Annotated in this window: 25 protein-coding genes; 20 read left to right on the top strand and 5 right to left on the bottom strand. The window is 68.9% G+C overall.

Features of this window, described 5'->3' with window-relative positions:
* Nucleotides 1-31 precede the first annotated feature (31 nt).
* The 7 genes from carB to Q8K84_RS02005 all read left to right on the top strand — a co-directional run bounded on the left by carB (nucleotide 32) and on the right by Q8K84_RS02005 (nucleotide 7,990).
* Nucleotides 32-3,328, top strand: coding sequence for a carbamoyl-phosphate synthase large subunit (gene carB / locus Q8K84_RS01975; RefSeq protein ID WP_305280104.1), 3,297 nt, complete (start codon nucleotides 32-34; stop codon nucleotides 3,326-3,328).
* Nucleotides 3,329-3,609: 281 nt separating this feature from the next.
* On the top strand, nucleotides 3,610-3,780 hold the full coding sequence (locus tag Q8K84_RS01980; protein ID WP_305280105.1) for a hypothetical protein: 171 nt from the start codon (nucleotides 3,610-3,612) through the stop codon (nucleotides 3,778-3,780).
* A 157-nt stretch (nucleotides 3,781-3,937) separates the two neighbouring features.
* On the top strand, nucleotides 3,938-4,738 hold the full coding sequence (locus Q8K84_RS01985; protein WP_305280106.1) for a glucose 1-dehydrogenase: 801 nt from the start codon (nucleotides 3,938-3,940) through the stop codon (nucleotides 4,736-4,738).
* Nucleotides 4,739-4,748: 10 nt separating this feature from the next.
* Nucleotides 4,749-5,249, top strand: a complete 501-nt coding sequence (locus tag Q8K84_RS01990) for an ATP-binding protein (RefSeq protein ID WP_305280107.1) — start codon at nucleotides 4,749-4,751, stop codon at nucleotides 5,247-5,249.
* Between the two features lie 150 nt (nucleotides 5,250-5,399).
* Nucleotides 5,400-5,873 (top strand): transcription elongation factor GreA, encoded by a 474-nt coding sequence (greA, locus tag Q8K84_RS01995; protein WP_305280110.1) that lies wholly within the window; start codon nucleotides 5,400-5,402, stop codon nucleotides 5,871-5,873.
* Nucleotides 5,874-5,938: 65 nt separating this feature from the next.
* Nucleotides 5,939-6,943: a mitochondrial fission ELM1 family protein gene (locus Q8K84_RS02000; protein WP_370867815.1), complete on the top strand. Its 1,005-nt coding sequence runs from the start codon at nucleotides 5,939-5,941 to the stop codon at nucleotides 6,941-6,943.
* Nucleotides 6,944-6,997: 54 nt separating this feature from the next.
* The gene (locus Q8K84_RS02005; protein WP_305280112.1) at nucleotides 6,998-7,990 is read left to right on the top strand and encodes a class 1 fructose-bisphosphatase; all 993 of its coding nucleotides are present in this window, start codon (nucleotides 6,998-7,000) and stop codon (nucleotides 7,988-7,990) included.
* Between the two features lie 10 nt (nucleotides 7,991-8,000).
* On the opposite strand, the gene Q8K84_RS02010 is transcribed toward Q8K84_RS02005, so the two are convergent.
* Together Q8K84_RS02010 and Q8K84_RS02015 are read right to left on the bottom strand one after the other, a co-directional pair.
* A complete protein-coding gene (locus Q8K84_RS02010) occupies nucleotides 8,001-8,438 on the bottom strand; it encodes an OmpA family protein (protein WP_305280114.1) in 438 nt (145 codons plus the stop codon).
* Nucleotides 8,439-8,605: 167 nt separating this feature from the next.
* Nucleotides 8,606-9,160 (bottom strand): hypothetical protein, encoded by a 555-nt coding sequence (locus Q8K84_RS02015; RefSeq protein WP_305280117.1) that lies wholly within the window; start codon nucleotides 9,158-9,160, stop codon nucleotides 8,606-8,608.
* A 151-nt stretch (nucleotides 9,161-9,311) separates the two neighbouring features.
* Between Q8K84_RS02015 and Q8K84_RS02020 the strand changes: the two genes are divergently transcribed.
* The 6 genes from Q8K84_RS02020 (at nucleotide 9,312) to pseH (ending at nucleotide 14,495) form a co-directional block, all read left to right on the top strand.
* Entirely contained in the window at nucleotides 9,312-10,112 is an 801-nt protein-coding gene (locus Q8K84_RS02020; protein ID WP_305280119.1) for a phytanoyl-CoA dioxygenase family protein, read from the top strand.
* Nucleotides 10,109-10,840, top strand: a complete 732-nt coding sequence (locus tag Q8K84_RS02025) for a TylF/MycF/NovP-related O-methyltransferase (protein WP_305280121.1) — start codon at nucleotides 10,109-10,111, stop codon at nucleotides 10,838-10,840. The genes Q8K84_RS02020 and Q8K84_RS02025 overlap by 4 nt, the downstream gene beginning before the upstream one ends.
* A 71-nt stretch (nucleotides 10,841-10,911) precedes the next feature.
* Entirely contained in the window at nucleotides 10,912-11,628 is a 717-nt protein-coding gene (locus Q8K84_RS02030) for a glycosyltransferase family protein (protein ID WP_305280122.1), read from the top strand.
* Complete coding sequence (gene pseG / locus Q8K84_RS02035; protein ID WP_305280123.1) at nucleotides 11,625-12,656, top strand: UDP-2,4-diacetamido-2,4,6-trideoxy-beta-L-altropyranose hydrolase; 1,032 nt, start codon at nucleotides 11,625-11,627, stop codon at nucleotides 12,654-12,656. Before Q8K84_RS02030 ends, pseG begins: the two co-directional genes overlap by 4 nt.
* A 76-nt stretch (nucleotides 12,657-12,732) precedes the next feature.
* Nucleotides 12,733-13,929 carry an NAD(P)-binding protein gene (locus Q8K84_RS02040; protein ID WP_305280125.1) on the top strand — a complete coding sequence of 399 codons (1,197 nt, stop codon included), beginning with the start codon at nucleotides 12,733-12,735 and terminating at the stop codon, nucleotides 13,927-13,929.
* On the top strand, nucleotides 13,929-14,495 hold the full coding sequence (pseH, locus tag Q8K84_RS02045; protein ID WP_305280126.1) for a UDP-4-amino-4,6-dideoxy-N-acetyl-beta-L-altrosamine N-acetyltransferase: 567 nt from the start codon (nucleotides 13,929-13,931) through the stop codon (nucleotides 14,493-14,495). Before Q8K84_RS02040 ends, pseH begins: the two co-directional genes overlap by 1 nt.
* Here pseH and pseI read toward each other — a convergent pair.
* On the bottom strand, nucleotides 14,492-15,553 hold the full coding sequence (pseI, locus tag Q8K84_RS02050; RefSeq protein ID WP_305280129.1) for a pseudaminic acid synthase: 1,062 nt from the start codon (nucleotides 15,551-15,553) through the stop codon (nucleotides 14,492-14,494). The genes pseH and pseI overlap by 4 nt on opposite strands.
* A gap of 396 nt (nucleotides 15,554-15,949) precedes the next feature.
* Between pseI and trxB the strand changes: the two genes are divergently transcribed.
* The 3 genes from trxB to Q8K84_RS02065 all read left to right on the top strand — a co-directional run bounded on the left by trxB (nucleotide 15,950) and on the right by Q8K84_RS02065 (nucleotide 18,863).
* Nucleotides 15,950-16,951 (top strand): thioredoxin-disulfide reductase, encoded by a 1,002-nt coding sequence (gene trxB, locus Q8K84_RS02055; RefSeq protein ID WP_305280131.1) that lies wholly within the window; start codon nucleotides 15,950-15,952, stop codon nucleotides 16,949-16,951.
* A gap of 29 nt (nucleotides 16,952-16,980) precedes the next feature.
* Nucleotides 16,981-18,279: a UDP-N-acetylglucosamine 1-carboxyvinyltransferase gene (locus Q8K84_RS02060; protein ID WP_305280133.1), complete on the top strand. Its 1,299-nt coding sequence runs from the start codon at nucleotides 16,981-16,983 to the stop codon at nucleotides 18,277-18,279.
* A gap of 95 nt (nucleotides 18,280-18,374) precedes the next feature.
* Nucleotides 18,375-18,863 (top strand): GNAT family N-acetyltransferase, encoded by a 489-nt coding sequence (locus Q8K84_RS02065; RefSeq protein ID WP_305280135.1) that lies wholly within the window; start codon nucleotides 18,375-18,377, stop codon nucleotides 18,861-18,863.
* Here the strand turns inward: Q8K84_RS02065 and Q8K84_RS02070 are convergent.
* Nucleotides 18,860-19,990, bottom strand: coding sequence for a cell wall hydrolase (locus Q8K84_RS02070; protein ID WP_305280137.1), 1,131 nt, complete (start codon nucleotides 19,988-19,990; stop codon nucleotides 18,860-18,862). The genes Q8K84_RS02065 and Q8K84_RS02070 overlap by 4 nt on opposite strands.
* Nucleotides 19,991-20,207: 217 nt before the next feature.
* Between Q8K84_RS02070 and nadA the strand changes: the two genes are divergently transcribed.
* From nadA to Q8K84_RS02090, 4 genes are read left to right on the top strand one after another with little or no spacing between them, the layout of a single operon-like run.
* Nucleotides 20,208-21,296 (top strand): quinolinate synthase NadA, encoded by a 1,089-nt coding sequence (nadA, locus tag Q8K84_RS02075; RefSeq protein WP_305280141.1) that lies wholly within the window; start codon nucleotides 20,208-20,210, stop codon nucleotides 21,294-21,296.
* Nucleotides 21,293-22,822 (top strand): L-aspartate oxidase, encoded by a 1,530-nt coding sequence (locus tag Q8K84_RS02080; protein ID WP_370867817.1) that lies wholly within the window; start codon nucleotides 21,293-21,295, stop codon nucleotides 22,820-22,822. Before nadA ends, Q8K84_RS02080 begins: the two co-directional genes overlap by 4 nt.
* Entirely contained in the window at nucleotides 22,819-23,664 is an 846-nt protein-coding gene (gene nadC / locus Q8K84_RS02085) for a carboxylating nicotinate-nucleotide diphosphorylase (RefSeq protein WP_305280146.1), read from the top strand. The genes Q8K84_RS02080 and nadC overlap by 4 nt, the downstream gene beginning before the upstream one ends.
* A gap of 38 nt (nucleotides 23,665-23,702) precedes the next feature.
* The gene (locus tag Q8K84_RS02090) at nucleotides 23,703-25,367 is read left to right on the top strand and encodes a glycosyltransferase family 4 protein (protein ID WP_305280148.1); all 1,665 of its coding nucleotides are present in this window, start codon (nucleotides 23,703-23,705) and stop codon (nucleotides 25,365-25,367) included.
* 4 nt (nucleotides 25,368-25,371) lie between these two features.
* Here the strand turns inward: Q8K84_RS02090 and Q8K84_RS02095 are convergent, their stop codons facing one another.
* Nucleotides 25,372-26,067 (bottom strand): DJ-1/PfpI family protein, encoded by a 696-nt coding sequence (locus tag Q8K84_RS02095; RefSeq protein ID WP_305280151.1) that lies wholly within the window; start codon nucleotides 26,065-26,067, stop codon nucleotides 25,372-25,374.
* Between the last annotated feature and the right edge of the window lie 60 nt (nucleotides 26,068-26,127).

The following is a 26,127-nucleotide window of genomic DNA, read 5'->3' on the forward strand; positions in this document are numbered from 1 at the left end:
GTGCGCGGCCGTCCTTGCGCGCGGAAAAAACATGCCCAAACGCTCCGACATCTCCTCGATCCTCATCATTGGCGCCGGCCCCATCGTCATCGGCCAGGCCTGCGAGTTCGACTATTCCGGCGTCCAGGCCTGCAAGGCCCTGCGGGCCGAGGGCTACCGGATCATCCTGGTCAATTCGAACCCGGCCACGATCATGACCGACCCCGATGTGGCCGATGCGACCTATATCGAGCCGATCACCCCTGAGATGGTCGAGAAGATCATCGCCAAGGAACGCCCCGACGCCCTGTTGCCCACCATGGGTGGCCAGACGGCCCTGAACACCGCGCTGGCCCTCGAGGCGTCCGGCGCCCTGGCCCGCTACAATGTCGAGATGATCGGGGCCCGGGCCGAGGTCATCGACAAGGCTGAGGACCGCCAGAAGTTCCGCAACGCCATGGACGCCATCGGGCTGGAAAGCCCCAAGTCCAAGGCCGCCCACACCATGGACGAGGCCCTGGAGGGCCTGGACTTCGTCGGCCTGCCGGCGATCATCAGACCGTCCTTCACCCTGGCCGGCACCGGCGGCGGCATCGCCTACAATGTCGAGGAATTCCGCGAGATCGTTGAGCGTGGTCTCGATCTCTCCCCCACCACCGAGGTGCTCATCGAAGAGAGCGTACTCGGCTGGAAAGAGTACGAGATGGAGGTCGTCCGCGATAAGGCCGACAATTGCATCATCGTCTGCTCCATCGAGAACATCGACCCGATGGGCGTCCATACCGGCGACTCCATCACCGTCGCCCCGGCCCTGACCCTCACCGACAAGGAATATCAGTGGATGCGCCGCGCCTCGATCGCGGTGCTGCGGGAGATCGGCGTCGAGACCGGCGGCTCCAACGTGCAGTTCGCGGTCAATCCCGCTGACGGCCGCATGGTGGTCATCGAGATGAACCCCCGGGTGTCGCGCTCCTCGGCGCTCGCGTCCAAGGCCACCGGCTTCCCCATCGCCAAGGTCGCCGCGCGCCTGGCCGTCGGCTACACCCTTGATGAGCTGATGAACGACATCACCGGCGCGACGCCGGCCTCGTTCGAGCCGTCCATCGACTATGTGGTCACCAAGATCCCCCGCTTCGCCTTCGAGAAATATCCGGGCGCCGAGGCGACGCTATCCACCTCGATGAAGTCGGTGGGCGAGGTCATGGCCATTGGCCGCACCTTCGCCGAGAGCCTGCAAAAGGCCCTGCGGGGCCTGGAGACCGGCCTGACCGGTCTCGACGAGATCGCCATCGAAAACGCCGGCGACCCCGAGATGGGTCATGCCGCCATTGTCCGCGCCCTCGGCAAGCCGACGCCGGACCGGCTGCGGGTCATCGCCCAGGCCTTCCGCCACGGCCTGAGCGTCGAAGACGTCAACGCCGCCTGTTCCTACGAACCCTGGTTCCTCCGCCAGATCGAGCACCTGGTCGCCGAAGAGGCCCGGGTCGCCCGCGACGGCCTGCCCGGCTCGGCCGAGGCGTTCCGGACCCTGAAGGCCCAGGGCTTCTCTGACGCCCGTCTGGCGACCCTGAGCCACACCACCGAGGCCGAGGTCCGCGAGCAGCGGCGCGGCCTGGGTGTGCGCCCGGTCTTCAAGCGCATCGACACCTGCGCCGGCGAGTTCCGCGCCGAAACGCCCTACATGTACTCGACCTATGAGACGGGCGCGCTCGGCCAGATCCCCGAGTGCGAGAGCGACCCGTCTGACGCCAAGAAAGCCATCATCCTCGGCGGCGGTCCCAACCGGATCGGCCAGGGAATCGAGTTCGACTACTGCTGCTGTCACGCCGCCTTCGCCCTGGCCGACATCGGGGTGGAGTCGATCAAGGTCAACTGCAACCCCGAGACCGTCTCCACCGACTACGACACCTCCGACCGCCTGTACTTCGAGCCCCTCACCGCCGAGGACGTGCTCGAACTGATCGAGGTCGAGCGCACGCGGGGAACCCTGCTGGGCGTCATCGTCCAGTTCGGCGGCCAGACGCCGCTGAAGCTGGCCAAGCCCCTTGAGGACGCCGGCATTCCGATCCTGGGCACCACCCCGGACGCCATCGACCTGGCGGAGGATCGTGAGCGCTTCCAGCAGTTGCTGCACCGCCTGAAGATCGCCCAGCCGATCAACGCCATCGCGCGCTCTGACGAGGAGGCCTTCACGGCCGCCCACCAGGTCGGCTATCCGGTGGTCATCCGCCCCTCCTACGTGCTGGGCGGCCGGGCCATGGAGATCATCCGCGACGACGAGCAGCTGGCCCGCTACGTCCGCGACGCCGTGCAGGTGTCCGGCGACAGTCCCGTCCTGCTCGACCAGTATCTCTCGCGAGCCACCGAGGTGGACGTGGACGCCCTGTGCGACGGCGAGGCCGTCTTTGTCGCCGGGGTGATGGAGCACATCGAAGAAGCCGGCGTCCATTCCGGCGACAGCGCCTGTTCCATGCCGCCCTTCTCCTTGAAGCCCGAGACCATCGCCGAGCTCAAGCGCCAGACCGAGGCCATGGCTCACGCCCTGCAGGTCCGCGGCCTGATGAACGTGCAGTTCGCTATCGAGGAGCCGCACAGCGAGAACCCGCGCATCTACGTGCTGGAGGTCAATCCTCGGGCCAGCCGCACCGTGCCTTTCGTGGCCAAGACCATCGGCCGGCCCCTGGCGGCCATCGCCGCCAAGATCATGGCCGGGCGCAAGCTGTCGGAGTTCGACCTGGTCGAGGCGCCCTACGACCACGTGGCCGTCAAGGAAGCGGTCTTCCCCTTCGCCCGCTTCGCGGGCGTCGACACGGTCCTGGGCCCGGAGATGCGTTCCACCGGCGAGGTGATGGGTCTGGACTGGCGCCGCGAGGGGGAGCCCGACTCTTCAGCCGCATTCGCCCGGGCCTTCGCCAAGAGCCAGCTGGGCGGCGGGACGGTCCTGCCCAAGTCCGGCGCGGTCTTCGTCTCGGTCAAGGACAGCGACAAGCCCTGGATCCTGGAGCCGGTCCGCCTGCTGCTGGCTCAGGGCTTCACCATCCTGGCCACCAGCGGCACGTCTGAGTATCTGACCGCCCAGGGCCTGCAGGTGGCGTCCATCAAGAAGGTCCTCGAGGGTCGTCCCCACATCGTCGACGCGATGAAGAATGGCGAGGTCAAGCTGGTGTTCAACACCACCGAGGGCAAACAGTCCCTGTCGGACTCCTTCGAAATCCGCCGCACGGCCCTGATGATGAAGACCCCCTACTTCACCACCGCCGCCGGCGCGCTTGCAGCCGCCCAGGCGATCGCGGCGACCGCCACGGACAGTCTGGATGTGCGCCCCCTGCAAAGTTACGCTCACGGCTGAGGCCCAAACACCCTCAGTTTTCGCCGCTTATGTCAAAAATGACGTGTTTTTGTCGCATTTGGCAAAAACACCGTTCGGTTGAAGTTGACGCGACCCCGAGTCAGGCGCAGGCTTTTCAAGTCGCCTGACTCAAGACAGGCACGGGCGCTTACGGGCGGCCCAGTTCAGACTATGCGGTCGCCCGCAATGCAGCGTCTCCCGTGACGCCTGTCGCAGTCCGGCATCGAGCCCTGGCCCTACGGCCTGGGCCCGCAACCAGAAGACTGTTTAGGGAGCACGCCATGCATATGGATGAAGGGCACGACACCGCCCATCCGCCGAGGCGCCGTCATCTGCTGCAGAAATTTGAGGGCGCGACCGACCTGATGGTGGTCGCACTGATCGTCCTGCTGGGGGGGGCCATGCTGTTTGGTCTGCTCACGGCCGGGGGCAGCCCAACCTACATGCAGTGACCTGACGAGGCGCCTCCAGGCGAGCCTTGGCTCCCCACGGCCGAGGCTCGGCCTGGAATTCGCACACCCGGCTCAGGCGGTGAGCCTTCCCTCACCCCTGCGCCTGGGCTAATTCCGTTCCAAAGCGCAGTCAGACGCACAGGGACGGAGAGAAATCATGTCGGGACGGGTGGACGGGAAGGTAGCCCTGGTGACCGGGGCCGCGAGCGGCATCGGGCGCGCCTGCGCCGAGCGGCTGGCGGCGGAGGGCGCTCGGGTCGTCCTCACGGACCTGACCGACGAGACCGGCGCTGCGCTGGCGGCAGAGATCAACAGCCGCGGCGGACAGGCGACCTATCTCCACCAGGACGTCACCGATGAGGATCAGTGGGTCCAGGTGATCGCCGATGTGCGTCAGGCCTTTGGTCGCCTCGACATCCTGGTCAACAACGCCGGCATCGGCCTCGGCGGCTCGGTGCTGGATATGAGCCTGGCTGACTTCCGCAAGCAGATGGCGGTCAATGTCGAGGGCGTCTTCCTCGGTGTGAAACACAGCCTTCCCCTGATGCGTGAGAGCGGCGAAGGCGGCAGCATCATCAACATGTCCTCCGTCGCTGGCCTGAAAGGCGCAGCCTCCCTCGCCGGCTACTGCGCCAGCAAGGGCGCGGTGCGCCTGTTCACCAAGGCTGTGGCCCTGGAATGCGCCGGCGCCGGCGACAAGGTGAGGGTGAACTCCGTCCACCCCGGCATCATTGAGACGCCGATCTGGGACACCATCATCGGAACCGGCGGACCCGGCGCCAACGCCGGCCCCCAGCGGGCCGCCAGCCTCGACGCCATGGCCAGCGTCGCCACACCATTGGGCTTCAAGGGCGATCCCTCCGACATCGCCGACGCCGTGCTCTGGCTGGCCAGCAGCGAGAGCCGCTATGTCACCGGGGCCGAACTGGTGATCGACGGCGGCCTCTCGGTCCGCTAAAGCCGCCGCCATGACCGCCACGCTGCATGTGATCTTCGGCCCTCAGGGCGCCGGCAAGTCCACCTATGCCCGCGACCTCGCCCGTCGCCTGCCCGCGGTGGGCTTCGCCATCGACGACTGGATGGGGCGGCTGTTTGGCCCCGACATGCCCGAGCCCCTGGAATTCGAGTGGATGATGGACCGGGTCGATCGCTGCGAGGCGCAGATCTGGTCGACCGCCGCCGGCATCCTGGCGGCGGGAACCTCGGTGGTGATGGATCTTGGGCTCATGCGTCGCAGCGATCGCCAGCGCGTGGCGCAGATCGCCGAGGCCGTGGAGATTCCGCTACAGTTCCACTTCGTCACCGCCCCGGCCGAGGTCCGCCGCGAGCGGGTGCTCGGACGCCAGGAGGTGAGCGGCGAGGGGTTCCGGCTCCTGGTGACGCCGGAGATGTTCCACTTCTCCGAAAAGGCCTATGAGGCGCCCGACGAGGCCGAACTTCGCGGCTGCGTCGTCAGCGAGAGCGACTGACCGATCGGGCCGTCTGGGCCGGGCGAGGGTTTTTGAACCCGCCGCCGCCCCTTGCGTTTCGCAGCGCACACTCATATCGTCTCCCCCCCGGACGTTGGCGCCCGCGGCCGGAGAATTCCCTTAGGCGCACTACCCGAGTCCTCATCCGCCATGGAAAAAGTCCCGATGACCGCCGGGGGCTATCAGGCTCTCGACGAAGAACTGAAGCGTTTGAAGACGGTCGAACGGCCGTCTGTGATCGCTGCGATCTCCGAGGCTCGCGAGCACGGCGACCTGTCGGAGAATGCTGAGTATCATGCCGCCAAGGAGCGGCAAGGCTGGATCGAAGGCCAGATCGCCGACATCGAGGACAAGCTCGCCCGCGCGCAGGTCATCGATGTCTCGAAGCTCTCCGGCAAGCAGGTGAAGTTCGGCGCCACGGTCTCCCTCGTCGACGAGGACACCGAGGAAGAGGCTCGCTACCAGATCGTCGGCGAGCACGAGGCCGATGTGAAGGCTGGCCGGATTTCGATCTCCTCGCCCATCGCCCGCGCCATCATCGGCAAGGAGATCGGTGATGTGGTCGAGGTCAACGCCCCAGGCGGCGTGCGGTCCTATGAGCTTCTCAGGGTCGACTGGATCTAGGTCCGCCACGCCGGCGCCGCAATGATCGGACATTTCCATAGCCGCAGCGCCCTTCCGGCGCGGCGATGGACGTGACTGTGACTGACTCCACCGAGACGCCGCTCCGGGTCTGGGTCGTCTCCGACGGCCGGACGGGAATCGAGAACCAGGGCCTGGGCCTCGTCGAGGCCCTGGGCGCCCTGCGTCCCGTCGAATTGACCATAAAGCGGGTCGGCTGGCGCGGCGGCCTGGGCGCCCTGCCCTGGTGGCTGAACCTGGCGCCCCTTCCAGGCCTTACGCCCGGTTCCGACATCGCCCCGCCCTGGCCCGACATCTGGATCGCCGCCGGCCGCGCCACCCTGCCCCTGTCCCTGCGGATGCGGCGCTGGAGCAAGGGCCAGACCTTTGTCGTCCAGCTCCAGGACCCCCGGGTCCCCGCCGGCGCCTTCGACCTGGTCATTCCCCCCAAGCATGACCGCCTGCAGGGCGACAATGTCCTGCCCATCATCGGCGCCCCGCACCGGGTCACGCCAGACCGGCTGGCGGCTGATTTCGCCCGTTTTGAGAACGTCCTGGCGCCCCTGCCCCATCCCCGGGTGGCGGTGCTGATCGGCGGCAAGTCCAAGGCCTTTGGCCTGTCGCAGGAACGGGCCGCGGCCATGGCCCACGAGATCGAACTGCCGATCCTCCAGGAGGGCGGCTCGGTCATGGTGACCTTTTCCCGGCGCACGCCAGAGGACGCCAAGGCCCTGATCACCGCCCGCCTGCGCCATCTTCCCGGAATGATCTGGGACGGCCAGGGAGAGAACCCCTATTTCGCCTTCCTGGCGGCGGCCGACTATGTCCTCGTCACCGAGGAATCCACCAATATGACCACCGAGGCCGCCTCTACCGGCAAGCCGGTGTTCATCTTGAAGATGGAGGGCGAGAGCCTCAAGTTCCGCCTCTATCACGAGGAGCTGGAGCGGCTGGGCGCCGCGCGGCCCTTCGGCGGCGCCTTCCACAGCTGGACCTACGAGCCCCTGACCGAGACCGCGCGCGCCGCCGCCGAGCTGCTTCGGCGCTATGACGCCCGGACCGGGAACGGCTAGACAGCCCCGTCCAGGCGCGATACCCGCCGGGGCCGTTCAATCCCGAGGTGTGACGTGAGCACGACCAATCTGGCCGCCTTCCTCTCCCGAGGCGCCGTCGATCCGCGCCTGAGTGAGCTGGTCCTCGCCGTGGCTGACGGTTGTGTGGCGATCAACGCCCATGTGCGCCGCGGCGCCCTGGGCCAGGCCATGGGCGCGCTCGGCCGCGAAAACGTCCAGGGAGAAGTCCAGCAGAAGCTCGACGTGCTCTCCAACGACATCCTGCTGGAAGGCTGCGCGCGGGCCGCCGGCCTCTGCGCCATGGCCTCCGAGGAGATGGACACCATCCATCCCGTGCGCCAGGTGGGCGCCGACGGCGGCTATCTGCTGCTGTTCGATCCCCTCGACGGCTCCAGCAACATCGCCGTCAATGTCTCCATCGGCACCATCTTCTCGATCCTGCCGACACCGGCCGACAGCGCCGGTCGCGCCGTCGTCGAGGCCGACTTCCTGCAGCCCGGCCGCCGGCAGGTCGCCGCCGGCTACGTCGTCTACGGCCCCCAGACCCAGATGGTCCTGACCCTGGGCGCGGGCGTCAGCGCCTTCACCCTCGACCCCGACAGCGCCGAGTGGGTGATGACCGCCGCCGAGATCACCATCCCGGCCGAGACCCGGGAATTCGCCATCAACACCGCCAACACCCGCCACTGGGCGGCGCCCGTTAGCCGCTATGTGGACGAGTGCCTGGCCGGCGTCGAAGGCGCCCGGGGCAAGGACTTCAACATGCGCTGGGTGGCCTCCATGGTCGCCGACGTCCACCGGGTGATGAGCCGCGGGGGCGTCTTCATGTACCCCTGGGACAAACGTGAGCCAGATCGGCCGGGGAAGTTGCGCCTGATGTACGAGGCCAATCCCATGGCCCTGCTGGTGGAACAGGCCGGCGGCGCATCCTTCGACGGAAAGGCCGCGACCCTGGACGCCCCGGTGACCAGCCTGCATCAACGGGCCTCGGTCATGCTGGGCTCGGCCGCCGAGATCGCTCGCCTGCGGGACTATCACGCCGCCTGATCGCGCCGCTTCATTCGGCGCGCTTGGGGATCACCACAACCACCCGGCGGTTCAGGGCCCGTCCCGCCGGATCATCCGCGCCGCTGGCGGTCTGGTTGGGCGCCACCGGCTCGGCCGCACCCCGCCCGGACGCGGCCAGACGATCCTCGGGCACGCCGCCGTTTTCTGAGAACCACCTGGCCACAGCCTGGGCGCGGCGCAGGGACAGGGCGAGATTGTAGTCCGCCTGGCCCAGGGAGTCGGTATGCCCGATCACCTCGATCTTCTGGTCGCCTGCGGTCACCAGGGCCGCAGTGCGCCGCAATTGCTCAGGCGCGCCGGCCGACAGCTCTGAACTGTCGAAGGCGAACAGCACATCACTGGCCAGCTCGACCACAAAGGTCGTGGCGGTTTCCCGCACCTGGAAGGCCGTGATGGCGCCCGATAGCGCCCCCACCGCGCCGGTCATTCCCGTTCCACCCCCTAGGGGCGAGGACGGCGGGGCCTGTGGTGGCGGGGCGACCGCTTCAGTCGGCGGCCCAGGCTCTGGGCCTTGCGGATCGGCGGCCCCCTCTGGCGCCCCGCACGCGGCGAGGGCCCACAGCGCGCCGCAGAGCGTAGCCGATCGCCAAGTGATCACCGCTGGACCGCCACCCCGTCAAAGGGACCGACATTCGGAATATTGATGGAGACCGTCGGCGAGCCCGCCGGCGGGGCAGGAAACTTGAACCAGACAATGCCCGGCTGACCACGGCGCAGCTGGACCGACAGACGGTCGCGGGAGGCCGATTGCAGGGGCGCGGCCATCCATTGATTGCTGTCGTCGCGAAGCACGCCGTAGCGCTGGGAGGTGGCGTCATCAATGATGCTCACCTCGTCGGCGTCCAGATAGACCCACTGGGTGTCGTTGCCCGCCGGGCGATAGCTCAGTTCAACGGTCAGGACATTACCGGTTACGCGCACGCGGGTCAGATCCACCTGAGTTCCGTCGGGGCCGGTATTGGTCTGGATCGTGGTCGCCGCGGGTCTGGCTGGGGCGGGCGCGGCGTTCTGGGCCGCCAATGGCGAGGGTTCAGCCCGCGCTGCGGCGGCTTCGGCCACCGGATCCACCGGCTCGGCGGGCTCCTCACGATCGCCGCAGCCGGCCAGAAGCAAGGCGCAGGCGGCGCCCGACAGGGTCAAACGGATCATCAGCGTCCCTCAAGGTCTGTTGCCTCAACACAGCGTCGCCATGGCTGATCGGTTCCCGTCGGCGCGGCTTGTCGCAGGCCTCCTACGGTTAACAATTGCTTAGAGCCGCCGCCCTAGCCTGCCCCGGTTCTCCCAGCGCTGGAGCCCCGCCGTGACCGCCCCGCCCCTTGTCAAAGAGCTGAAGGGCCTGCTGCCCGCGGCGCTCGTGAACGAGGCGTTGGAGACCTTCATTGACATGCTGCGGGCCGCCGGTGCGGACGCCGGGTCAGACGCCGATGTGGACGCCCTGATCGACGCCCTGCGGGCCGCTGACCGCGGGGCCCTGGGCCAGGTCTATGACGCCATGCGCGAGACCGACGTCTTTCGCCGCATCGTCACCGCCGAACCCCTCCGGCAGGCCGCCCAGGCGATGACCGGGGCGAAGCGACTACACAGCCCTTTCCAGCACGCCGTCTTCCGCATGGACCTGGCGGGCGAGCCCTGGCGCGGGTTCGACTGGCACCAGGACTATCCCTACAACATGCTCTGCCACCGCTCAGTCACCGCCTGGACGCCGCTGACGCCCTCGGGTGCAGCCAATGGCGGGGTCGATGTGGTGGAGACCACCGAGGCCCGCCTCCACCCCGTCGATATCCGCCTCAAGCGTGATGCGGCCGGCCAGCCCCTGGGCGGGCGTGACGCCTTTGTCGCCCAGGCCCTCCATGCGGACTTCGAGGCCCGGAGCCGCAAGCCTGAACTCCAGCCCGGCGACGTGCTGATGTTCCACAACACTGTGCCCCACCGGTCAGGCTACAATCCCGGCCCACGGCATCGCTACTCCATCCAGGTCCGGTTCGGCGACCTGCTTGCGCCCGAGGTCATCGCGCGCGGCTGGCGCAATCGTCGGGCCGACGGGTTCGAGGCCTTCGCCGCCTTGCATCCGGACCTGATCGCCTCCGAGGAACGCCCATGAGCCCCGCCCCCAAGATCCCCGCTGACGAGACCCTTCGCAGCCTGCTGAAGTCGCACCTGGACGATCACGACCTGATCGCCAACCTGGCCTCCTTTGGCCGGCGGATGCACTTCATGAAGGCCTTCGCCCACTACGAGGTCTTCAAGCTGATCGAAGACATGCCCGGCGATATCGTCGAGTGCGGGGTCTATAAGGGCGCCTCCCTGCTGACCTTCGCCCGCTTCCTGGAGACCTTCAGCCCCGGCGACCGCACGCGAAAAGTGCTGGGCTTCGACCACTTCCGGGGCCTGGCCGACCGCTCCGAAAAGGACGGTCTGGACGCCCGCGTCGGCAATACCGCCGAGGGCTGGAACCCGGCCCAGTTCCGCGACACCCTGTTCGCCCTGGTCGACGCCTTCAACGCCGACTCCTTCGTGCCCCAGCGGCCGCGGGTCGAGCTGATCGACGGCGACGTGAAGGAGACCGCCCACGCCTATGTGGCCGAGCATCCGGGCCTGCGCATCGCCCTGCTGCACCTGGACATGGACCTCTATGAACCGACCCTGGAGGCCCTGAAGGCCTTCTGGCCGCGCATCCTCACCGGCGGCGTGGTCCTGCTCGATGAATACGCCATCCGCGAATGGCCCGGCGAAAGCGAGGCCCTGGAGGAATTCTTCGACGGCGCGCCGCCTCGGATCGAGAAATTTGGCTGGGCCTCGGCGCCTGGGGGCTTTTTCGTCAAGGAATAGGGCGCTTCAGCGCGCAGGACGGCGCCTTGCCGCCGCAATGAGGGCTACCCTGCGCGCACAGGAGCCCCCGATTGATTCTCGCCCTTCTTCAGGCCCGCCTCAGTTCCACCCGTCTGCCCGGCAAGGTGCTGCTGCCGCTCGCCGGCGCGCCCCTGCTGCTGCGCCAGATCGAGCGGGTCCGGCGCGCGCGCCAGATCGACCAGATCGTGGTCGCCACCAGCCTGGAGGCCAGCGACGACCGCCTGGTCCAGGTTCTTGAAGAGGCCGGAGTCGCCGTTCACCGCGGCCCCCTGGCTGACGTCCTGGCCCGCTTCCTGGGCGCCCTGGAGGTCTGGCCCGCCGACCATGTGGTGCGGCTGACCGGGGACTGCCCGCTGATCGACCCCGAGGTCATCGACGCCACCATCGACCTGCACCTGACGCAGAACGCCGACTACACCCACAACCGCTATGACCCGTCGGGCTACCCCAAGGGCCAGGACGTGGAGGTTATCGCCGCGGCCGCCCTGCGGCGCACGGCGGCCGAGGATCACAGCCCTGAGGCCCGGGAGCACGTCACCTGGGCGGTGCGCAACGGGCCCGACCGCTACCGCGTCGCGCGTCTCGATCCCCCCGTCGATGAGGGCCAGGTCCGCTGGACCGTCGACACCGGCGACGACTATGAGTTCGTCCGCAGGGTCTATGAGGGGCTCTATCCGGGCAATCCGGCCTTTTCCTCCGACGATGTCCGCGCCTTTGTGCGGGCCCGGCCGGAGCTGACCTCCTTTGGCGGAGCGCCACGCCTATGACCCCGCGGGTTCTGTTCATCGCCAATGCCGGCCCAGAGGTCGGAGGCGGCCATGTCATGCGCAGCCTCACCCTGGCCGCGGCTCTCACCGAGCGCGGCGCCCGGTGCGAGTTCATGGCCGATTCCCATGTGGAGGCGATCCTGGCGGTCTACGCCCCGGACCTGCCCCGGCGGGCCGTGGCCTCCATGGCGCCGGAGATCCTCGCCGACCTCACCGGCCGCCAGGCTTTCGAGGCGGTGGTGTTCGACCACTATGGCCTCGCCCGCGCCGAGCATGAGGCCATCGCCGACGGCCGCCCGGCCCTGGTCATCGACGATCTGGCCAACCGGCCCCTGGGCGGCGCCCTGGTGCTGGACTCCGGTCCCGCCCGCATCGAGGCCGACTATCGCGGCTTGACCACCGGCGCACGCCTGCTGCTGGGGCCGAAATACGCACCCGTACGGCCAGCCTTCGCCGCCCTGCGCAACGCCGCGCTGGCCCGGCGTCAGGGCGCGCCTCGCCGGGTGCTGGTCTCCATGGGCCTGACCGATCTGGATGGGATCACCGGCAAGGTGGTCGAGCAGTTGCGCCGTCGCTACGGCGAAACGCAGCTTGACGTGGTGGTCGGCGCGAGCGCCCCGAGCCGCAAGGGCCTGACCCGTGTCGCCGCCCACGACCCACGTCTCACCCTGCATGTGGACACCCCGGAAATGGCCGAACTGGCCACCGCCGCAGACCTCGCCGTCGGCGCGGCGGGCTCGGCCATGTGGGAGCGTTGCGTCCTGGGTCTGCCCAGCGTCGTGGTGACCATCGCCGACAACCAGGTCCCCGCCGCCACGGCGCTCGCCAAGGCCGGCGCGGTGCTGATGGTCGACGGGCGGTCAGACTCCTTCGGCGTCGACTTTGACCGGGCCATGACCCGGTTGTTCATCGACGAGACCCTGCGCGCCAGCCTGGCCGAAAAGAGCGCTGAACTGTGCGACGGCGAAGGCGCTGCCCGGGTGGCCGAGGCCTTCTGGCCGCTGCTCGTCCAGGCCGCGACCGTCTGACGCAGGCGCCTTAACCGAGTTTTCCGACCTTGGCCTGCATGCTCGCCCTTCACATGCGGGTCGGGGAGGCCAAGGCATGACCAAGGTTCGTATCATTGGCGGGGGTCTCACGGGCATCCTCGCCGCCTTTGAGGCCCACCGTCTCGGCGCCCGGGAGATCGTCCTGGAGGACGCCCTCGATCGGCTCGGGGGCTGGAGCCTGCCGCGGGTGTCGCACGGCCTTGAGCTCCGCGACGGCGAATTCGCCTTTGGCCCGGCTCAGGACCCGATCCGCCAGGCCCTTGAGTGGTGCGGTATCGCCTTCGACGAGGTTGATCTCCATGCCGGAGCCATCAGCCCGTCCCCGACCGGGCCTCGCGCGAGCTGGGGCGAGGGGCCCGTCCTCGCCGCCGAGGCGCTGGCCGGTTCCGCAGGCCCCGGACCGGAAACCCTCAGTGACATTCTGCGGGCCTATCCCCGGGCCGCCGCCGATCCCCTGGCCCACTATTGCCAGTGGCGCCTGGGCGTCTGGCTCGATCAGGTCCATGCCAGCGCCGCCCCGGCGCTCGGCCTCCACGAGGTCCGCCTGACGCCGGTGGGCGAAGCCGCCGCCGCCAACGTCTCCACCCCCCGCCGCGGCGCCGTCCCGCGGGACGGGCTGAATGGCCTGTTCGCATCGGCCAGCCGCGCCCTGGCTCGCCTTGGCGTCGAGATCCGGCTGCACAGCCTGGTTTCGCCCCGGGAAGCCGCCCATGGCTGCACCGAGGACGAGCGGGTGGTCTGGGCCGCAGACCCCCTCCCCTTGTTCGATCTGGCCGATCAGAAATCGCCCAAGCCCCGCCTGATTGGCGAGCGGGTGGCGAGCTATGTGTTCCGCGCCCGGCTGGAAGCCCCCCTGCCGCTCACCATCCGCAACTATACCGGTGAGGGCATGGTCAGCGCGCTGCGCGTCTATCAGAGCCGCGGCGAGACCCTGGTCAGCGTCGAATGCGTCGATGAGGTCGGCGACGAGGTGCTGCGAGCCGAGGTCCTGCGCCTGCTCGCCCCCTTCGCCCGGCGCCCGATGATCCTCGACGCCTGCGTCCTGACCAATATGCGCACCCGTTTCGCCTGTCCCTCGGTCGAGGCGGTGCAACGCCTGGCCCGCCTTGAGGCAGAACTCGACCAACGTCATCAGGGCCGCTTCATCGTGGCCGGCTGGGAGTCCGCCGACATTGGGGCCCGGTTCTCGGCCCTGGCCGGGCGGATGGCCCAAAGCCTGGGTCCCGCGGCCAGGATTTCGGCGGTGGCCTGATGAGCGGTCCGCAGGTCCTGCTGCGCGACGTCTCCGCCGCTGATCGCGACCGCCTGCGCGCCTGGCGTAACCAGTCCGACGTTGCGCAATGGATGTATACGGACGCCGAGATCAGCGAAGCCGACCACGCCCGTTGGTTCGCCGCGGCGCTCTCAGACCCGGCCCGGCGCTACTGGATCATCGAGCTGGACGGCGAGCCCGTGGGGCTGGCCAACCTCGCCGACATCTCGCCGGCTCACCGGAAATGCGCCTGGGCCTACTACCTCGCCTCGCCCTCGGTGCGGGGCAAGGGCGTGGGCGCCTATGTGGAATATTGGGTGATCGAGCATGTGTTTGGGCCCATGGGCCTCTCCAAGCTCTGCTGCGAAGTCCTGGTGGAGAACGAGGCCGTGTGGCGGCTGCACGAGTCCTTCGGCTTCCGCCGTGAGGCCCTGCTGCGCCAGCACGTGTGGAAAAACGGCGAGCCCCGCGACGTGGTGGGCCTCGGCCTGCTGGCCGACGACTGGGCCATGGTGCGCGAGGCCAGCCGAGACCGCCTGCGCGCCAAGGGCTACGCCTTCGACTAGGCGTCCTTCAGCATGTTCCAGGCCAGGGGTTCGCCCCGCCGGAGATCCCGGGCGGCCACACGACCGACGACCGCGTCGCGGTGTTGGGGCGAAAGACCCATGCCCGGCCGGATCGAGCGTACATCGCTGGGACTGAGCTGTGTCCCGGCCTTCACGTCGGCCGCCACATAGAGGGAGCGTCGGAACTGGGCGTTGGCCCGCTCCGACCCCAGCAGCTCGTACTGCGCCGCCCCGAGGGACTCCCAGGCCGCGCGGCTGTCCCGCACCAGGGCGGAAAACTCGTCCGGCTCCAGGGAAAAGGCCGCATCCGGGCCCCCGTCAGCCCTGGCCAGGGTGAAGTGCTTCTCGATCACGCAGGCGCCCAGGGCCACCGCGGCCACCGCCGCCGCCGTACCCGGCGTGTGGTCCGACAGTCCGACCGGACAGCCAAACCGGCTCGCCATGTCGGGGATGGTGCGGAGATTGGCGTCGGCGAAGCTGGCCGGATAGCTGGACACGCAATGCAGCAGGACGACGCCGGCGGCGCCGGCCGCGAGCGCGGTGTCCCGGGCGGCCTCGATCTCGGCCAGGTTGGCCATGCCGGTGGAGATGATCAGGGGTTTGCCGCGCCGGGCCGCATAGGCGATCAGCGGCAGGTCGATGGCCTCAAAGGAGGCGATCTTGAAGGCCGGCGCATCCAGCTCCGCCAGCAGATCGACCGCGGTCTCGTCGAACGGGCTTGAGAACAGGATCACGCCCCGCGCCCTGGCCCGCGCGAACAGGGCCGGATGCCATTCGTAGGGGGTCTGGGCCTCCTGATAGAGCTCATGAAGGCTGCGGCCGTCCCAAAGTCCGCCCTCGATCCGGAACTCCGGGCGGTCGATGTCCATGGTGATGGTGTCGGCGGTGTAGGTCTGAATCTTGATGGCGTCGCAGCCGGTGGCCGCCGCCGCATCGATCATGGCCAGGGCGCGGTCGAGGTCGCCGTTGTGGTTCCCCGACAGCTCGCAGATCACGAAGGGCGGGTGGCCCGGACCGATCCTGCGGCCGGCGATCTCGATTTCGAAGGGGTTGGGCACGGCGGGCTCCTGCAGCCAGGGCGTCAGCCTAGCGCCCCACCTGGAAACAGCCCATTAAATCGGTCGAATAGGCCCTTTTCGCGCACGAAATACGCCAAAAACGGCGCCTATTCCCACGCCAAAAGCGACCCCCAGGGCGATGCTCCCCAGGGCCGCGCCCGCGCCGGCGCCCAAGGCGGTCCCGATACCCAGCCACGTCCCTGTCGTCCGCAGGCTGCTGCGGCTGGCCGTCCCCGGCGGGGCCGACGCGGCGCTTGGCGGCGAGGTTTGCGGCGTGTCGAGGGGCGTTGTGGGGGGCGTGGCGGGTTGGTCGGTCATGCCCACTCAACGGGCGGTGGACCATCTTGTTGCGCCCCCGCCCCTCGCGCATCGCGGAATCTTCTCTAAATAGGACCCATGTCTGAGCCTCGCACCACACGCTGCCTCATCATCGGGTCCGGCCCCGCCGGCTACACCGCTGCGGTCTACGCCGCCCGGGCCCTGTTGAACCCCGTCCTGATCGCCGGCCTCCAGCCCGGCGGACAGCTGACCATCACTACCGACGTGGAAAATTATCCGGGGTTCGCCGAGGCGATCCAGGGCCCGTGGCTCATGGAGCAGATGCAGGCCCAGGCCGTGCATGTGGGCACGGAAATCGTCAACGATATCGTCCTGAAGGTGGACCTATCCCAGCGGCCCTTCCGCCTGGAATGCGATTCCGGCCAGGTGTGGCTGGCCGAGACCCTGATCATCGCCACCGGCGCTCAGGCCCGGTGGCTGGGTCTCGACAGCGAGCAGAAGTTCCAGGGTTTCGGCGTCTCGGCCTGCGCCACCTGCGACGGCTTCTTCTATCGCGGCAAGGATGTGGTGGTGGTCGGCGGCGGCAACACCGCGGTGGAGGAGGCCCTGTTCCTCACCAACTTCGCGTCCAAGGTGACCCTAGTCCACCGGCGGGGCGAGCTGCGGGCCGAGAAGATCCTGCAGGAGCGCCTGTTCGCCCATCCCAAGGTCGAGGTGATCTGGGACAGCGCCGTCGACGAGGTGCTTGGCGACACCGATCCCCTGGGCGTCACCGGGGTGCGGCTGAAAAACGTCAAGACCGGCGAGACCCAGATCATCCACAGCGCGGGCGTCTTCGTGGCCATCGGTCACGCGCCGGCCTCGGAGCTGTTCAAGGGCCAGCTGTCCATGGACGCCGCCGGCTATCTTGACGTGAAGGCCGGGACAGCCTCGACCGAGATCGAGGGCGTCTACGCCGCCGGCGACGTCACCGACGACGTCTATCGACAGGCGGTGACTGCGGCGGGCATGGGCTGTATGGCCGCCCTGGAGGCGGTGCGATTCCTCGCCGAGGAGGACCACCGCAAGGCGCATAATCCGATCAGCCACGCCGAAGCCGAGAAGATCGGCGCCTGGTAGGCGTTCCCCCGACTGCTACACGAGGGCCTATGACCAATCTGATCGTACGCGGGGGTCGCCCCCTGCGGGGCGAGATCACGCCCTCCGCCAACAAGAACGCCGTCCTGCCGGTGCTGTGCGCGACCCTGCTCAGCGACGCGCCCCTGGTGCTGCACCGGGTGCCGGACATCACCGACGTGCGCAAGATCCTGGAATTCTTCCAGTCCCTGGGCAGCCAGGTGGACATGGACTACGCCACCGGGACCCTGCGCCTGCACCACGGCGAGAACCTGCGGGCCGAGGGCGCGCACCTGCCGCTGGGCATGCGGTCTTCAGTGATGCTGATCCCGGCCCTGCTGCACCGGTTTGGCCAGGCGAGCCTGGAGGACGAGGCCAAGGGCTGCACCCTGGGCGCCCGGGAGATCGATCCGCACCTGGAGGTGTTTGAAGCTTTCGGCGCCCGGGTCGAGACCCGCGAAGGGGCCATCCTGATCTCCACGCCGGACGGCTTCCACGCCACCCGCCACTGGCTGGACTACGCCTCGGTGACCACCACCGAGAACTTCGCCATCTGCGCGGCCACGGCCAAGGGGACCTCGCAGCTGGTCAACGCGGCCTGCGAGCCGCACGTCCAGGAGTTCTGTCGCTTCCTCATCCAGATGGGCGCCAGCGTCCAGGGGGTCGGCGCCTCGACCCTGACCATCGAGGGGGTCGAAGGACTTACGGGGACCACCTTCACCTTCCAGGACGACTTCCACGAGGTGGCCACCTTCCTGGCCATGGGCGCCATCACCGGCGGCGACGTGGCGGTGCGCAACGGCGCCTCGGAGTCCTTCCCCCTGATCGACCGGACCTTCGCCAAGTTCGGCGTCGAGGTGACCCACCAGGACGGCTGGTCGCGGGCCCGGCTGGACGGCCCGCTCCGGGTGCGCCAGCCCTACACCACCCACATCCTGCAGAAGGTCGAGGCCGCGCCTTGGCCCTATGTTCCGGCCGACCTCCTGCCGATCTTCATCGCCCTGGGCGTCCGGGCCGAGGGCTCGGTGATGTTCTGGAACAAGGTCTATGAGGGCGCGCTCGGCTGGACCTCTGAACTGGCCAAGTTCGGCGGCCACGCGGTGCTGTGCGACCCCCACCGGGTGATCACCTATGGGGGCAAGCCGCTGTTCCCGGCCGAGGTGGAGAGCCCCTACATCATCCGGGTGGCGATCGCGCTGTTCATGCTGGCCGCCAGCATCGAGGGCAAATCGACCATCTACAACGCCGCCCCGATCAAGCGCGCCCACCCCAACTTCGTCGAGAACCTCAATGCCCTGGGCGCCGACGTGGAGTGGGTCCTGGGGGACTGAGGAGGCTCGGCGCAACTCGACCGCCGCCCCTGGGCCCCACCCGAGGACCCATGGCGACTGGACTGCGGGTGTTTGCTTGGAAGGGATACGACTCCATGATCCGACACGCCCGCCCTGCGGACCACGCCGCCATCCGCGCGGTGAATCTGGCCGCCTTTTCCGGGCCTGCCGAGGCTGATCTGGTGGAGCGGCTTCGGGCGGATGGCGACGCGGTGTTCGAGATGGCGGCCGAAGAGGACGGCGAGATCGTCGGCCACATCCTGTTCAGCCGCCTGTGGGCCGACAGCGTAAATCTCTATCTGGCCCTGGCCCCCATGGCGGTGGTCCCTGACCGGCAGCACAAGGGTCTGGGCTCGGCCCTGGTGCAGGCGGGACTGGAGTTCTGCAAGGAATGCGGGGCCCATGGCGTCGCGGTGCTGGGTCACCCTGACTATTATCCACGGTTCGGCTTTTCGGCCCAGGCCGCAGGCGTGATCGCCTCGCCCTATGCGGGCTCGCCGGCCTTCATGGCCCTGGCCCTGGAGGACGGCGCCTTTGAAGCGCCCCTGACCCTGGCCTATCCGGACGCGTTCAACGGCCTCTAGTCGAGGGGCGCGCCCTGCGGCGCAGGCGGCCCGTCCAGGTCGGCTTCAATCTGAGCCAGGCGCTCGTTGATCTGGCGCACTTCCTCAGGGGTCGGCTGGCGGCGACTGGGCTGGAGGACGCCAGAGACCCGGGTTTGGGCCTCGCCCACCCCCGGCTCGGCCACCTCATAGGTCCGGACCTCGCCAGCCAGGGCCAGGGTGACCTGACGGCCCGGCGTCAGGCCCTGGCCACCAATGTTGAACAGCCCCTGGGTACGCGAATCGACACCCCCCAGGATGGCCACTGACAGGTTTTCCTCCCCCCCGGCATAGCGGCTGGTGAAGGCCGGCGGCTCCCCCATGGGGCCGGTCCATCGATAGAAGATATGCGCACCGACCTTGGTCATCTTCACCAGGGTTGGGGCCCAGTAGGGGGCCACATAGTCGGCGTGATAGTGGGTGGCCGACCCGACCCCGCCCTCGACAAAGCCGTCCAGGGCCTCGCGCGCGACCGCCTCTACCTCGCGCCACAGCCAGGGCTCAGGGGCCCAGGTCAGAGAGCCGTCGCAGGTGAAGCTGAACTGGCAGCCGGTGCTGCGCGCCGAGCCCTGGAAGACCACGCCGCACACCGAGTTCGGATAGGCGGGGTGGCGAACCCGGTTCAGCACCACCTGGGCCACGGCCCGCTGGCCATCCCGGGGCTCCCGCGCGGCCTCGTAATAGATGGCCTGGCTCAAGCAGCGCAGGGCCTGGGTGCGGTCCTGACGTGACGCCCGCAGGACAAAGGGGTCCATGGCGTTGATCGGCAGGCCGGCGAAGGGCTTGAAGGCGTTGATCTCCCGGGCCGCCAGATCAAAGGCGGAGCCAAAGCCCAGGGTCGGCAGGGTGGCCAGGTCGTAGGTCTCCCAGCCCGGCGTCCGCCCCCAGTAATCCTTGCGCCGGACTGGATCATGGCGCTGGGCCAGGGCCAGCATGGCCGGATCCATGTCAGCGGTCAGCCGCTCCAGCCCCGTGTCCGACAGACTGCGCGCCACCGTCGCCAGGCCCGCGGACCGACCGGCGTTGAGGGGCCGATCATAGCTGGTCAGGCACCCTGCCAGGGTGAGACTCGCGAGCAGCACGGCCAGGGGGCGGAAGAGAGCGGTCAAGTGACGTCCAAAGCTACGCTGGACCCATCCAGCGGGAGACCAGCTATAGGCGACAAGAAGACGGCGAAAAAGCGGGTGCTTGCATCCGGCGGCCAAGGGTCTATATGTGTTTCGACAGCTTATGCTCGTTTTGAGCATATCAGAGCGCCTCGATCACAGCCCCAGGCGCACTTTTTTGGGCCAGAGAAATGCTCACTTTGAGCATAAGGAGGACGCCATGGCCGCCGACGGATTTGCCCCCCTCGCCTTCACCCCGCAGGTCGAAGCCGAAACCCAGGCGCTCTGGGAACGGGTCAAGAAACACGTCACGCCCATGGAGTGGCGTCTCCAGGCCCCGCTGATCTCCGAGATCAACCGCATCAAGCGGGAGAAGAACGCGGTCATCCTGGCCCACAACTACATGACCCCGGAGATTTTCCACGGGGTCGGCGACTATGTGGGCGACAGCCTGGGCCTGGCCAAGGAGGCCGCCCGTTCGGACGCGGCCATCATCATCCAGGCCGGCGTGCACTTCATGGCCGAGACCTCCAAGATCCTGTCGCCGGACAAGCGCGTCCTGATCCCCGACCTGCGCGCCGGCTGCAGCCTGGCGTCCTCGATCACCGGGGACGACGTGCGGCTGATCAAGGCCCGCTATCCCGGCATTCCGGTGGTCACCTATGTGAACACCACCGCTGACGTGAAGGCCGAGACCGATGTCTGCTGCACCAGCGCCAATGCGGTTCAGGTGGTGGAGCATGTGGCCAGGGAATGGGGCGTCGACCGGGTGATCCTGATCCCCGACGAATTCCTGGCCCGCAATGTGGCCCGCCAGACCGACATCAAGATCATCGCCTGGCAGGGCCGCTGCGAGGTGCATGAGCGCTTCGAGGCCAAGGACATTCTGGAGATGAAGGCCGCCTATCCCGGCGCCCAGGTCCTCGCCCATCCCGAATGCCCCGCCGAGGTGCTGGAAGTGTCCGACTTCGCCGGCTCGACGGCGGCGATGAACGACTATGTCCTGACCAAGAAGCCCAAGCAGGTGATCCTGGTCACCGAATGCTCCATGGCCGACAATGTGGCCGTGGACGCGGTGGACACCGAGTTCCTGCGGCCCTGCAACCTGTGCCCGCATATGAAGCGGATCAGCCTGGAAAACATCTACGAGGCCCTGATCAAGGAGCAGTACGAGGTGTTCGTCGATCCGATGATCGCCGATCGCGCCCGTCTGGCCGTGCAGCGGATGATCGACCTGCCGCCGCCGGCGGTCCCGGCCCGCTATGACCTGGTCAAGGCCCGCCACCATGTGGATGTGGAGCTGATCTGATGGCCCATCGCACCCAGCACGACGGCGTCCTCGTCGTCGGCGCGGGGCTGGCGGGACTGTCAGCGGCTCTGGCCGCTGCGCCTCGCAAGACCCTGGTCTTGAGCGGTGCGCCCCTGAACAAGGGCTGTTCCTCAGCCTGGGCGCAGGGCGGCATGGCCGCAGCCCTGTCAGACGAGGACGACGCCGCCCTGCACGCCGCCGACACCATCGCCGCAGGCGCGGGCCTGGTGGATCCTGACCGCGCGGCCCTGCTGGCGAGGGAGGGCGCGGCGGCCGTACGGCATCTGGCCGAATTGGGCGCGCCCTTCGACCGCGACGCCGCCGGGGCCTTTTCGCTCAGCCTTGAAGCCGCCCATAGCCGCGCCCGGGTGGCCCGGGTCAAGGGCGACCAGGCCGGACGCGCCATCATGGCCGCGGTCACCGCCGCCACTCTTGCGCAGCGTCACATCGAAGTCCGTTCGGGGATGCGCCTGCGCGGCCTGTTGCAGGACGCAGAGGGGCAGGTCCGCGGGGTGATCGTCGAACAGGGCGGCCAGATCCATGAGATCACGGCGCCCGCCGTCATCCTGGCCACCGGCGGCATTGGCGGCCTCTATGCGGTGACCACCACCCCGCCGGAGCTGCGCGGCGAGGGTCTGGGCCTGGCGGCCCGGGCCGGAGCGATGATCGCCGACCCTGAATTCGTCCAGTTCCACCCCACGGCCATCGATATCGGCCGCGACCCCGCCCCCCTGGCCACCGAGGCCCTGCGGGGCGAGGGCGCCTTGCTGATCAACAGTTCGGGCGAAGCCTTCATGGCCCGCTACCATCCCGCCGCCGAACTGGCCCCCCGGGACGTTGTGGCCCGGGCCATCCACGCCGAGCGCGCCGCCGGCCGCGGGGCCTATCTGGATGCGCGGGCCGCCGTGGGCGACCATTTCCCCGAGGCCTTTCCGGCGGTGTTCGCCGCCTGCCTGTCCGGCGGCGTTGATCCGCGGACGCAGCCGATTCCGGTCGCGCCGGCCTGCCACTATCACATGGGCGGGATCGTCACTGACGCCGACGGCGCCACCACCCTGACTGGCCTCTATGCGGCGGGGGAGTGCGCCTCCACCGGGGTGCACGGCGCCAACCGGCTGGCGTCCAACTCCCTGCTGGAGGCCGCCGTATTCGGGACCCGCGCCGGCGCCGCGGCCCGGGAGGCCGCCGAGGTCCGCACCCGCATCCTGCCTGGCGTGGTGGCGCCCGTCCTGCCGGACGCCGCCCTTTCGGGCCTGCGCATGGCCATGAGCGCCGAGGCCGGCGTGGTGCGCGACGCCCCGGGCCTGACCCGCCTGATCGGCCTGATCGACGAGCTGGAGGGCGCCTATGGCGCCTGCGCCGATCTGACCGCCGCGCGCCTCACCGCCTGCTGCGCCCTGAACCGCAAGGAAAGCCTGGGCGCCCATTTCCGGCTCGACGCCCCGGAGGCGCCCGCCGAGCCCAAGCGCACCTTTCTGACCCTCGGCGCGGCCTCCGGCGCCTCCGCCTGTATCGCCGCCGAATGACCGCGCCCCTGCCTGATCTCCTCATTGAACCCATTGTCCGGGCGGCCCTGGCCGAGGACCTGGGACGGGCAGGCGACGTCACGGCCATGGCCTGCATCGACGCCGACGCCCAGCTGTCGGTGGCCTTCGCCGCCCGCAAGCCGGGAGTCGCTTCGGGCCTGGCCTGCGCGCGGCTGGCCCTGGCCGCCCTGGATCCCACGGCCGAGTTCGAGACCCTGATCGCCGACGGCGAGCGGCTGGCGGCGGGCTCAGTTCTGGCCCGGGCGAAGGGAAATGCGCGGGCGATCCTGTCGGCCGAACGGACGGGGCTTAACCTGCTGGGACGGCTCTGCGGCGTGGCCACCCTGACGAGGGCCTATGTGGACGCGGTCGAGGGGACAGGCGCCCGTATCGTCGACACCCGAAAGACCACGCCTGGGCTGCGCCTTCTGGAGAAGTACGCCGTGCGGTGCGGCGGCGGGGTCAATCACCGGTTTGGCCTGGATGACGCCATCCTCATCAAGGATAATCACATCGCCGCCTGCGGGGGGGTCGCCGAGGCGGTGCGGCGAGCCCGCGCCTTCGCCGGCCATCTGATGAAGGTGGAGGTGGAGGTCGACGGCCTGGACCAGCTGGAAGACGCCCTGCGGCATGGTCCCGACGTGGTGATGCTGGACAATTTCAGCCTGGACGACCTGCGCGCCGCGGTCGCCTCGGCCAAGGGCCGGGCCATTCTCGAAGCCTCCGGCGGGGTCAATCTGGAAAGCGTGCGGGCCATAGCGCAGACCGGGGTGGACGTGATCAGCGTCGGCGCCCTCACCCACTCCGCCGCGGCGCTGGACATCGGCCTCGACGCCGTCTGATAACAGCCGACCGCCGTGATGTGCGGTGGGAATCAGACATGTCCGGCGAACTGGCGATCCACCATCTGGGCGGCGGGCTCGGCCTGGGACCCAACCCCTTCGGGCGCGATGTGGCCAACCTCGCCCTCTACCGCGCCTTCGCCCGGCACGGGGGCTTCGACCGCCTTCATCTGCTGACCGCCCTGGAAACATCGGCGGAGGAGATCGCCGAGGCTCTGCAGGGGGCGAGCCCCCTGACCACCGAGATCGAGACCGGCTCCCTGCTGGAGCTGAGCCGGGCGCGGCAGGCCGGGACCCTGTTCCGCGGCAAGGCCGATCTCGCGGAAATGGCCTGGGCCAGGCGTGGACCGGGCCTCGACAGCGCCTACAGCCTGGTGGGCCTGATCCACACTATCGCCCCGCCCATGACCCGGGAGGAGATCGCCCAGGCCAGCCTCGCGCCGGTTCACCCGTGGGACGCCATCATCTGCACCTCGCCTTCGGTGCACGAGTCCATCAGCGACCTGTTCGAGGGCTGGACCGACTATCTGGGGGAGCGGTTCGGGGGACCCAGGCGGCCTATGCCGCACCTGCCGATCCTGCCGCTGGGGGTCGAGCTGGACGAGATCCTCGCCCTGGCCGATCGCCCCGATGTCCGGCAGGCCACACGCACGCGCCTCGGGCTGGGGGACGACGACGTGCTCGCCCTGTGGGTCGGCCGGTTGTCGTTCTACGAAAAGGCGACGCCCCAGCCGATGTTCCGGGCCGTTGAGGAGGCCGGACAGATCGCCGGGCGACCCCTGCACTTCGCCCTGGCCGGCTGGTTTCCCGATGCGAGCCACCGGGCCTATTTCGAGGCGGCCGGGCGCGCCTATGCGCCGAACTCGACCCTGCACTGGATCGATGGCAACGACCCGGTCCTGCTGGGCGAGATGTGGGCGGCGGCCGACATCTTCCTGTCCCTTGTGGACAACATCCAGGAGACCTTTGGCCTTGCGCCGGTGGAGGCCATGGCCGCGGGCCTGCCGGTGGTGGCCAGCGACTGGGATGGCTACCGGTACACCATCCGCCATGGGCAGGAGGGGTTCCTGGCCCCGACCCTGATCCCCTCGCCTGGCCCCCCCAGCGTCAGCCTGTTGCGGCGGCACCTGCAGCGCATTGATTCCTACCAGGCCTATGCCGGACAGCTGGCCCAGCACACAGCGGTGGACATCGGCGCCGCGGCCCGGGGCTTGGCCGACCTCGCCGTCTCCCCTGAATTGCGCAAGCGCATGGGGGCGGCCGGCCGGGCGCGGGTTCGGGAGATCTTCGACTGGAAGCAGGTGGTGGTCGGCTATCGCGACCTGTTCGACAGCCTGGCCGAAATTCGCCGCCAGGCGCCGGCGGCCGTGCCGGGGCCGAGGCTGAATCCGATCCATGGGGATCCCTTCCGGGATCACAGGAGCTTCGCCACCCTCAGCCTGACCGCCGACACCGAGATCAATCTGCGCCCGGGCGTGGACCCGGCGAGCGATCCGGCCCTGAATTCGGGCGTCACCCTCGACACCTACGGGGAAGCGTGGCGGCTGGGGCGTGTCGAGCTGACGGGCCTGGTCGAGGGACTGCAAGGCGCGGGCTGGCGACGGGTTGGCGACCTGCTGGCCACCGTCCCGCCGCCCGCGCGGGCGCGAACCACCTACGGCCTGGTCTGGCTGTGCAAGATGGGGGTGCTCGACTGGCGTTGAGCGCTCAGGCGGCCCGCGCCTTGAGCCTGCGGGCGGCCTCCAGGGCCCCGGCGCGGCGATCGGCCAGGGCTGCGGCCATGACCGCCTGCACCTGATCGCGGATGTGCGGCAGGGCGAGCTCGGGCCGACCGCCCTCAAATGGAGGCTCCGGGGCGTATTCGAGCCCGAGTTGCACCCGCCGCGCCGCGTCTTCACCGAAGATTTCTGCGGCGGCGACCAGGGCGAAGTCGAGGCCAGCGGTGACCCCGCCGCCGGTGATGACATTGCCGTCCCGGCAGACGCGGCCCTCGTCGATCTCCACATCGAACAGGGGCAGCAGGTCGCGCCAGGCCCAGTGGCAGGCCGCCCGGCGTCCCTTTAAGAGGCCCGCCGCCGCCAGGATCAGGGAGCCGGTGCAGACCGAAGTCACGTAACGGGCGCTGGCCCCCAGGCGGCGGATCGAGTCCATGAAGTCCTCATCCAGCATGGCCGCCGTCGTCCCGAAGCCCCCGGGCACGCAGAGCACATCGCAGTGCTCGATCTGGCCAAGATCGGCCAGTCTGGCGAAGACCAGGCCATCACCCTCGATTTCGACCCCGCCCACCGAGGCGACGATGGTCTCGGCGCCGGGCAGACGGTTGAAAACCTGATGGGGGGCGGTGAAGTCCAGCTGGGTCACCCCAGGATAGAGCGGGAAGACGATGCGACAGGTCTGGGTCATGGGGCCTCCGGGGTTGACATGGGCACCATCGCCCCATCTGGTTCTGGCTGAAATGACATT

The organism is Phenylobacterium sp. (assembly GCF_030679875.1).
In the GTDB taxonomy this organism is placed as follows: domain Bacteria; phylum Pseudomonadota; class Alphaproteobacteria; order Caulobacterales; family Caulobacteraceae; genus Phenylobacterium.

Coding starts and splice junctions, on each gene's coding strand:
- carB (WP_305280104.1), top strand. CDS start 32: ATGCCCAAACGCTCCGACATCTCCTCGATCCTCATCATTGGCGCCGGC.
- Q8K84_RS01980 (WP_305280105.1), top strand. CDS start 3,610: ATGCATATGGATGAAGGGCACGACACCGCCCATCCGCCGAGGCGCCGT.
- Q8K84_RS01985 (WP_305280106.1), top strand. CDS start 3,938: ATGTCGGGACGGGTGGACGGGAAGGTAGCCCTGGTGACCGGGGCCGCG.
- Q8K84_RS01990 (WP_305280107.1), top strand. CDS start 4,749: ATGACCGCCACGCTGCATGTGATCTTCGGCCCTCAGGGCGCCGGCAAG.
- greA (WP_305280110.1), top strand. CDS start 5,400: ATGGAAAAAGTCCCGATGACCGCCGGGGGCTATCAGGCTCTCGACGAA.
- Q8K84_RS02000 (WP_370867815.1), top strand. CDS start 5,939: ATGGACGTGACTGTGACTGACTCCACCGAGACGCCGCTCCGGGTCTGG.
- Q8K84_RS02010 (WP_305280114.1), bottom strand. CDS start 8,438: ATGACCGGCGCGGTGGGGGCGCTATCGGGCGCCATCACGGCCTTCCAG.
- Q8K84_RS02015 (WP_305280117.1), bottom strand. CDS start 9,160: ATGATCCGTTTGACCCTGTCGGGCGCCGCCTGCGCCTTGCTTCTGGCC.
- Q8K84_RS02025 (WP_305280121.1), top strand. CDS start 10,109: ATGAGCCCCGCCCCCAAGATCCCCGCTGACGAGACCCTTCGCAGCCTG.
- pseG (WP_305280123.1), top strand. CDS start 11,625: ATGACCCCGCGGGTTCTGTTCATCGCCAATGCCGGCCCAGAGGTCGGA.
- Q8K84_RS02040 (WP_305280125.1), top strand. CDS start 12,733: ATGACCAAGGTTCGTATCATTGGCGGGGGTCTCACGGGCATCCTCGCC.
- pseH (WP_305280126.1), top strand. CDS start 13,929: ATGAGCGGTCCGCAGGTCCTGCTGCGCGACGTCTCCGCCGCTGATCGC.
- trxB (WP_305280131.1), top strand. CDS start 15,950: ATGTCTGAGCCTCGCACCACACGCTGCCTCATCATCGGGTCCGGCCCC.
- Q8K84_RS02060 (WP_305280133.1), top strand. CDS start 16,981: ATGACCAATCTGATCGTACGCGGGGGTCGCCCCCTGCGGGGCGAGATC.
- Q8K84_RS02065 (WP_305280135.1), top strand. CDS start 18,375: ATGATCCGACACGCCCGCCCTGCGGACCACGCCGCCATCCGCGCGGTG.
- nadA (WP_305280141.1), top strand. CDS start 20,208: ATGGCCGCCGACGGATTTGCCCCCCTCGCCTTCACCCCGCAGGTCGAA.
- nadC (WP_305280146.1), top strand. CDS start 22,819: ATGACCGCGCCCCTGCCTGATCTCCTCATTGAACCCATTGTCCGGGCG.
- Q8K84_RS02090 (WP_305280148.1), top strand. CDS start 23,703: ATGTCCGGCGAACTGGCGATCCACCATCTGGGCGGCGGGCTCGGCCTG.
- Q8K84_RS02095 (WP_305280151.1), bottom strand. CDS start 26,067: ATGACCCAGACCTGTCGCATCGTCTTCCCGCTCTATCCTGGGGTGACC.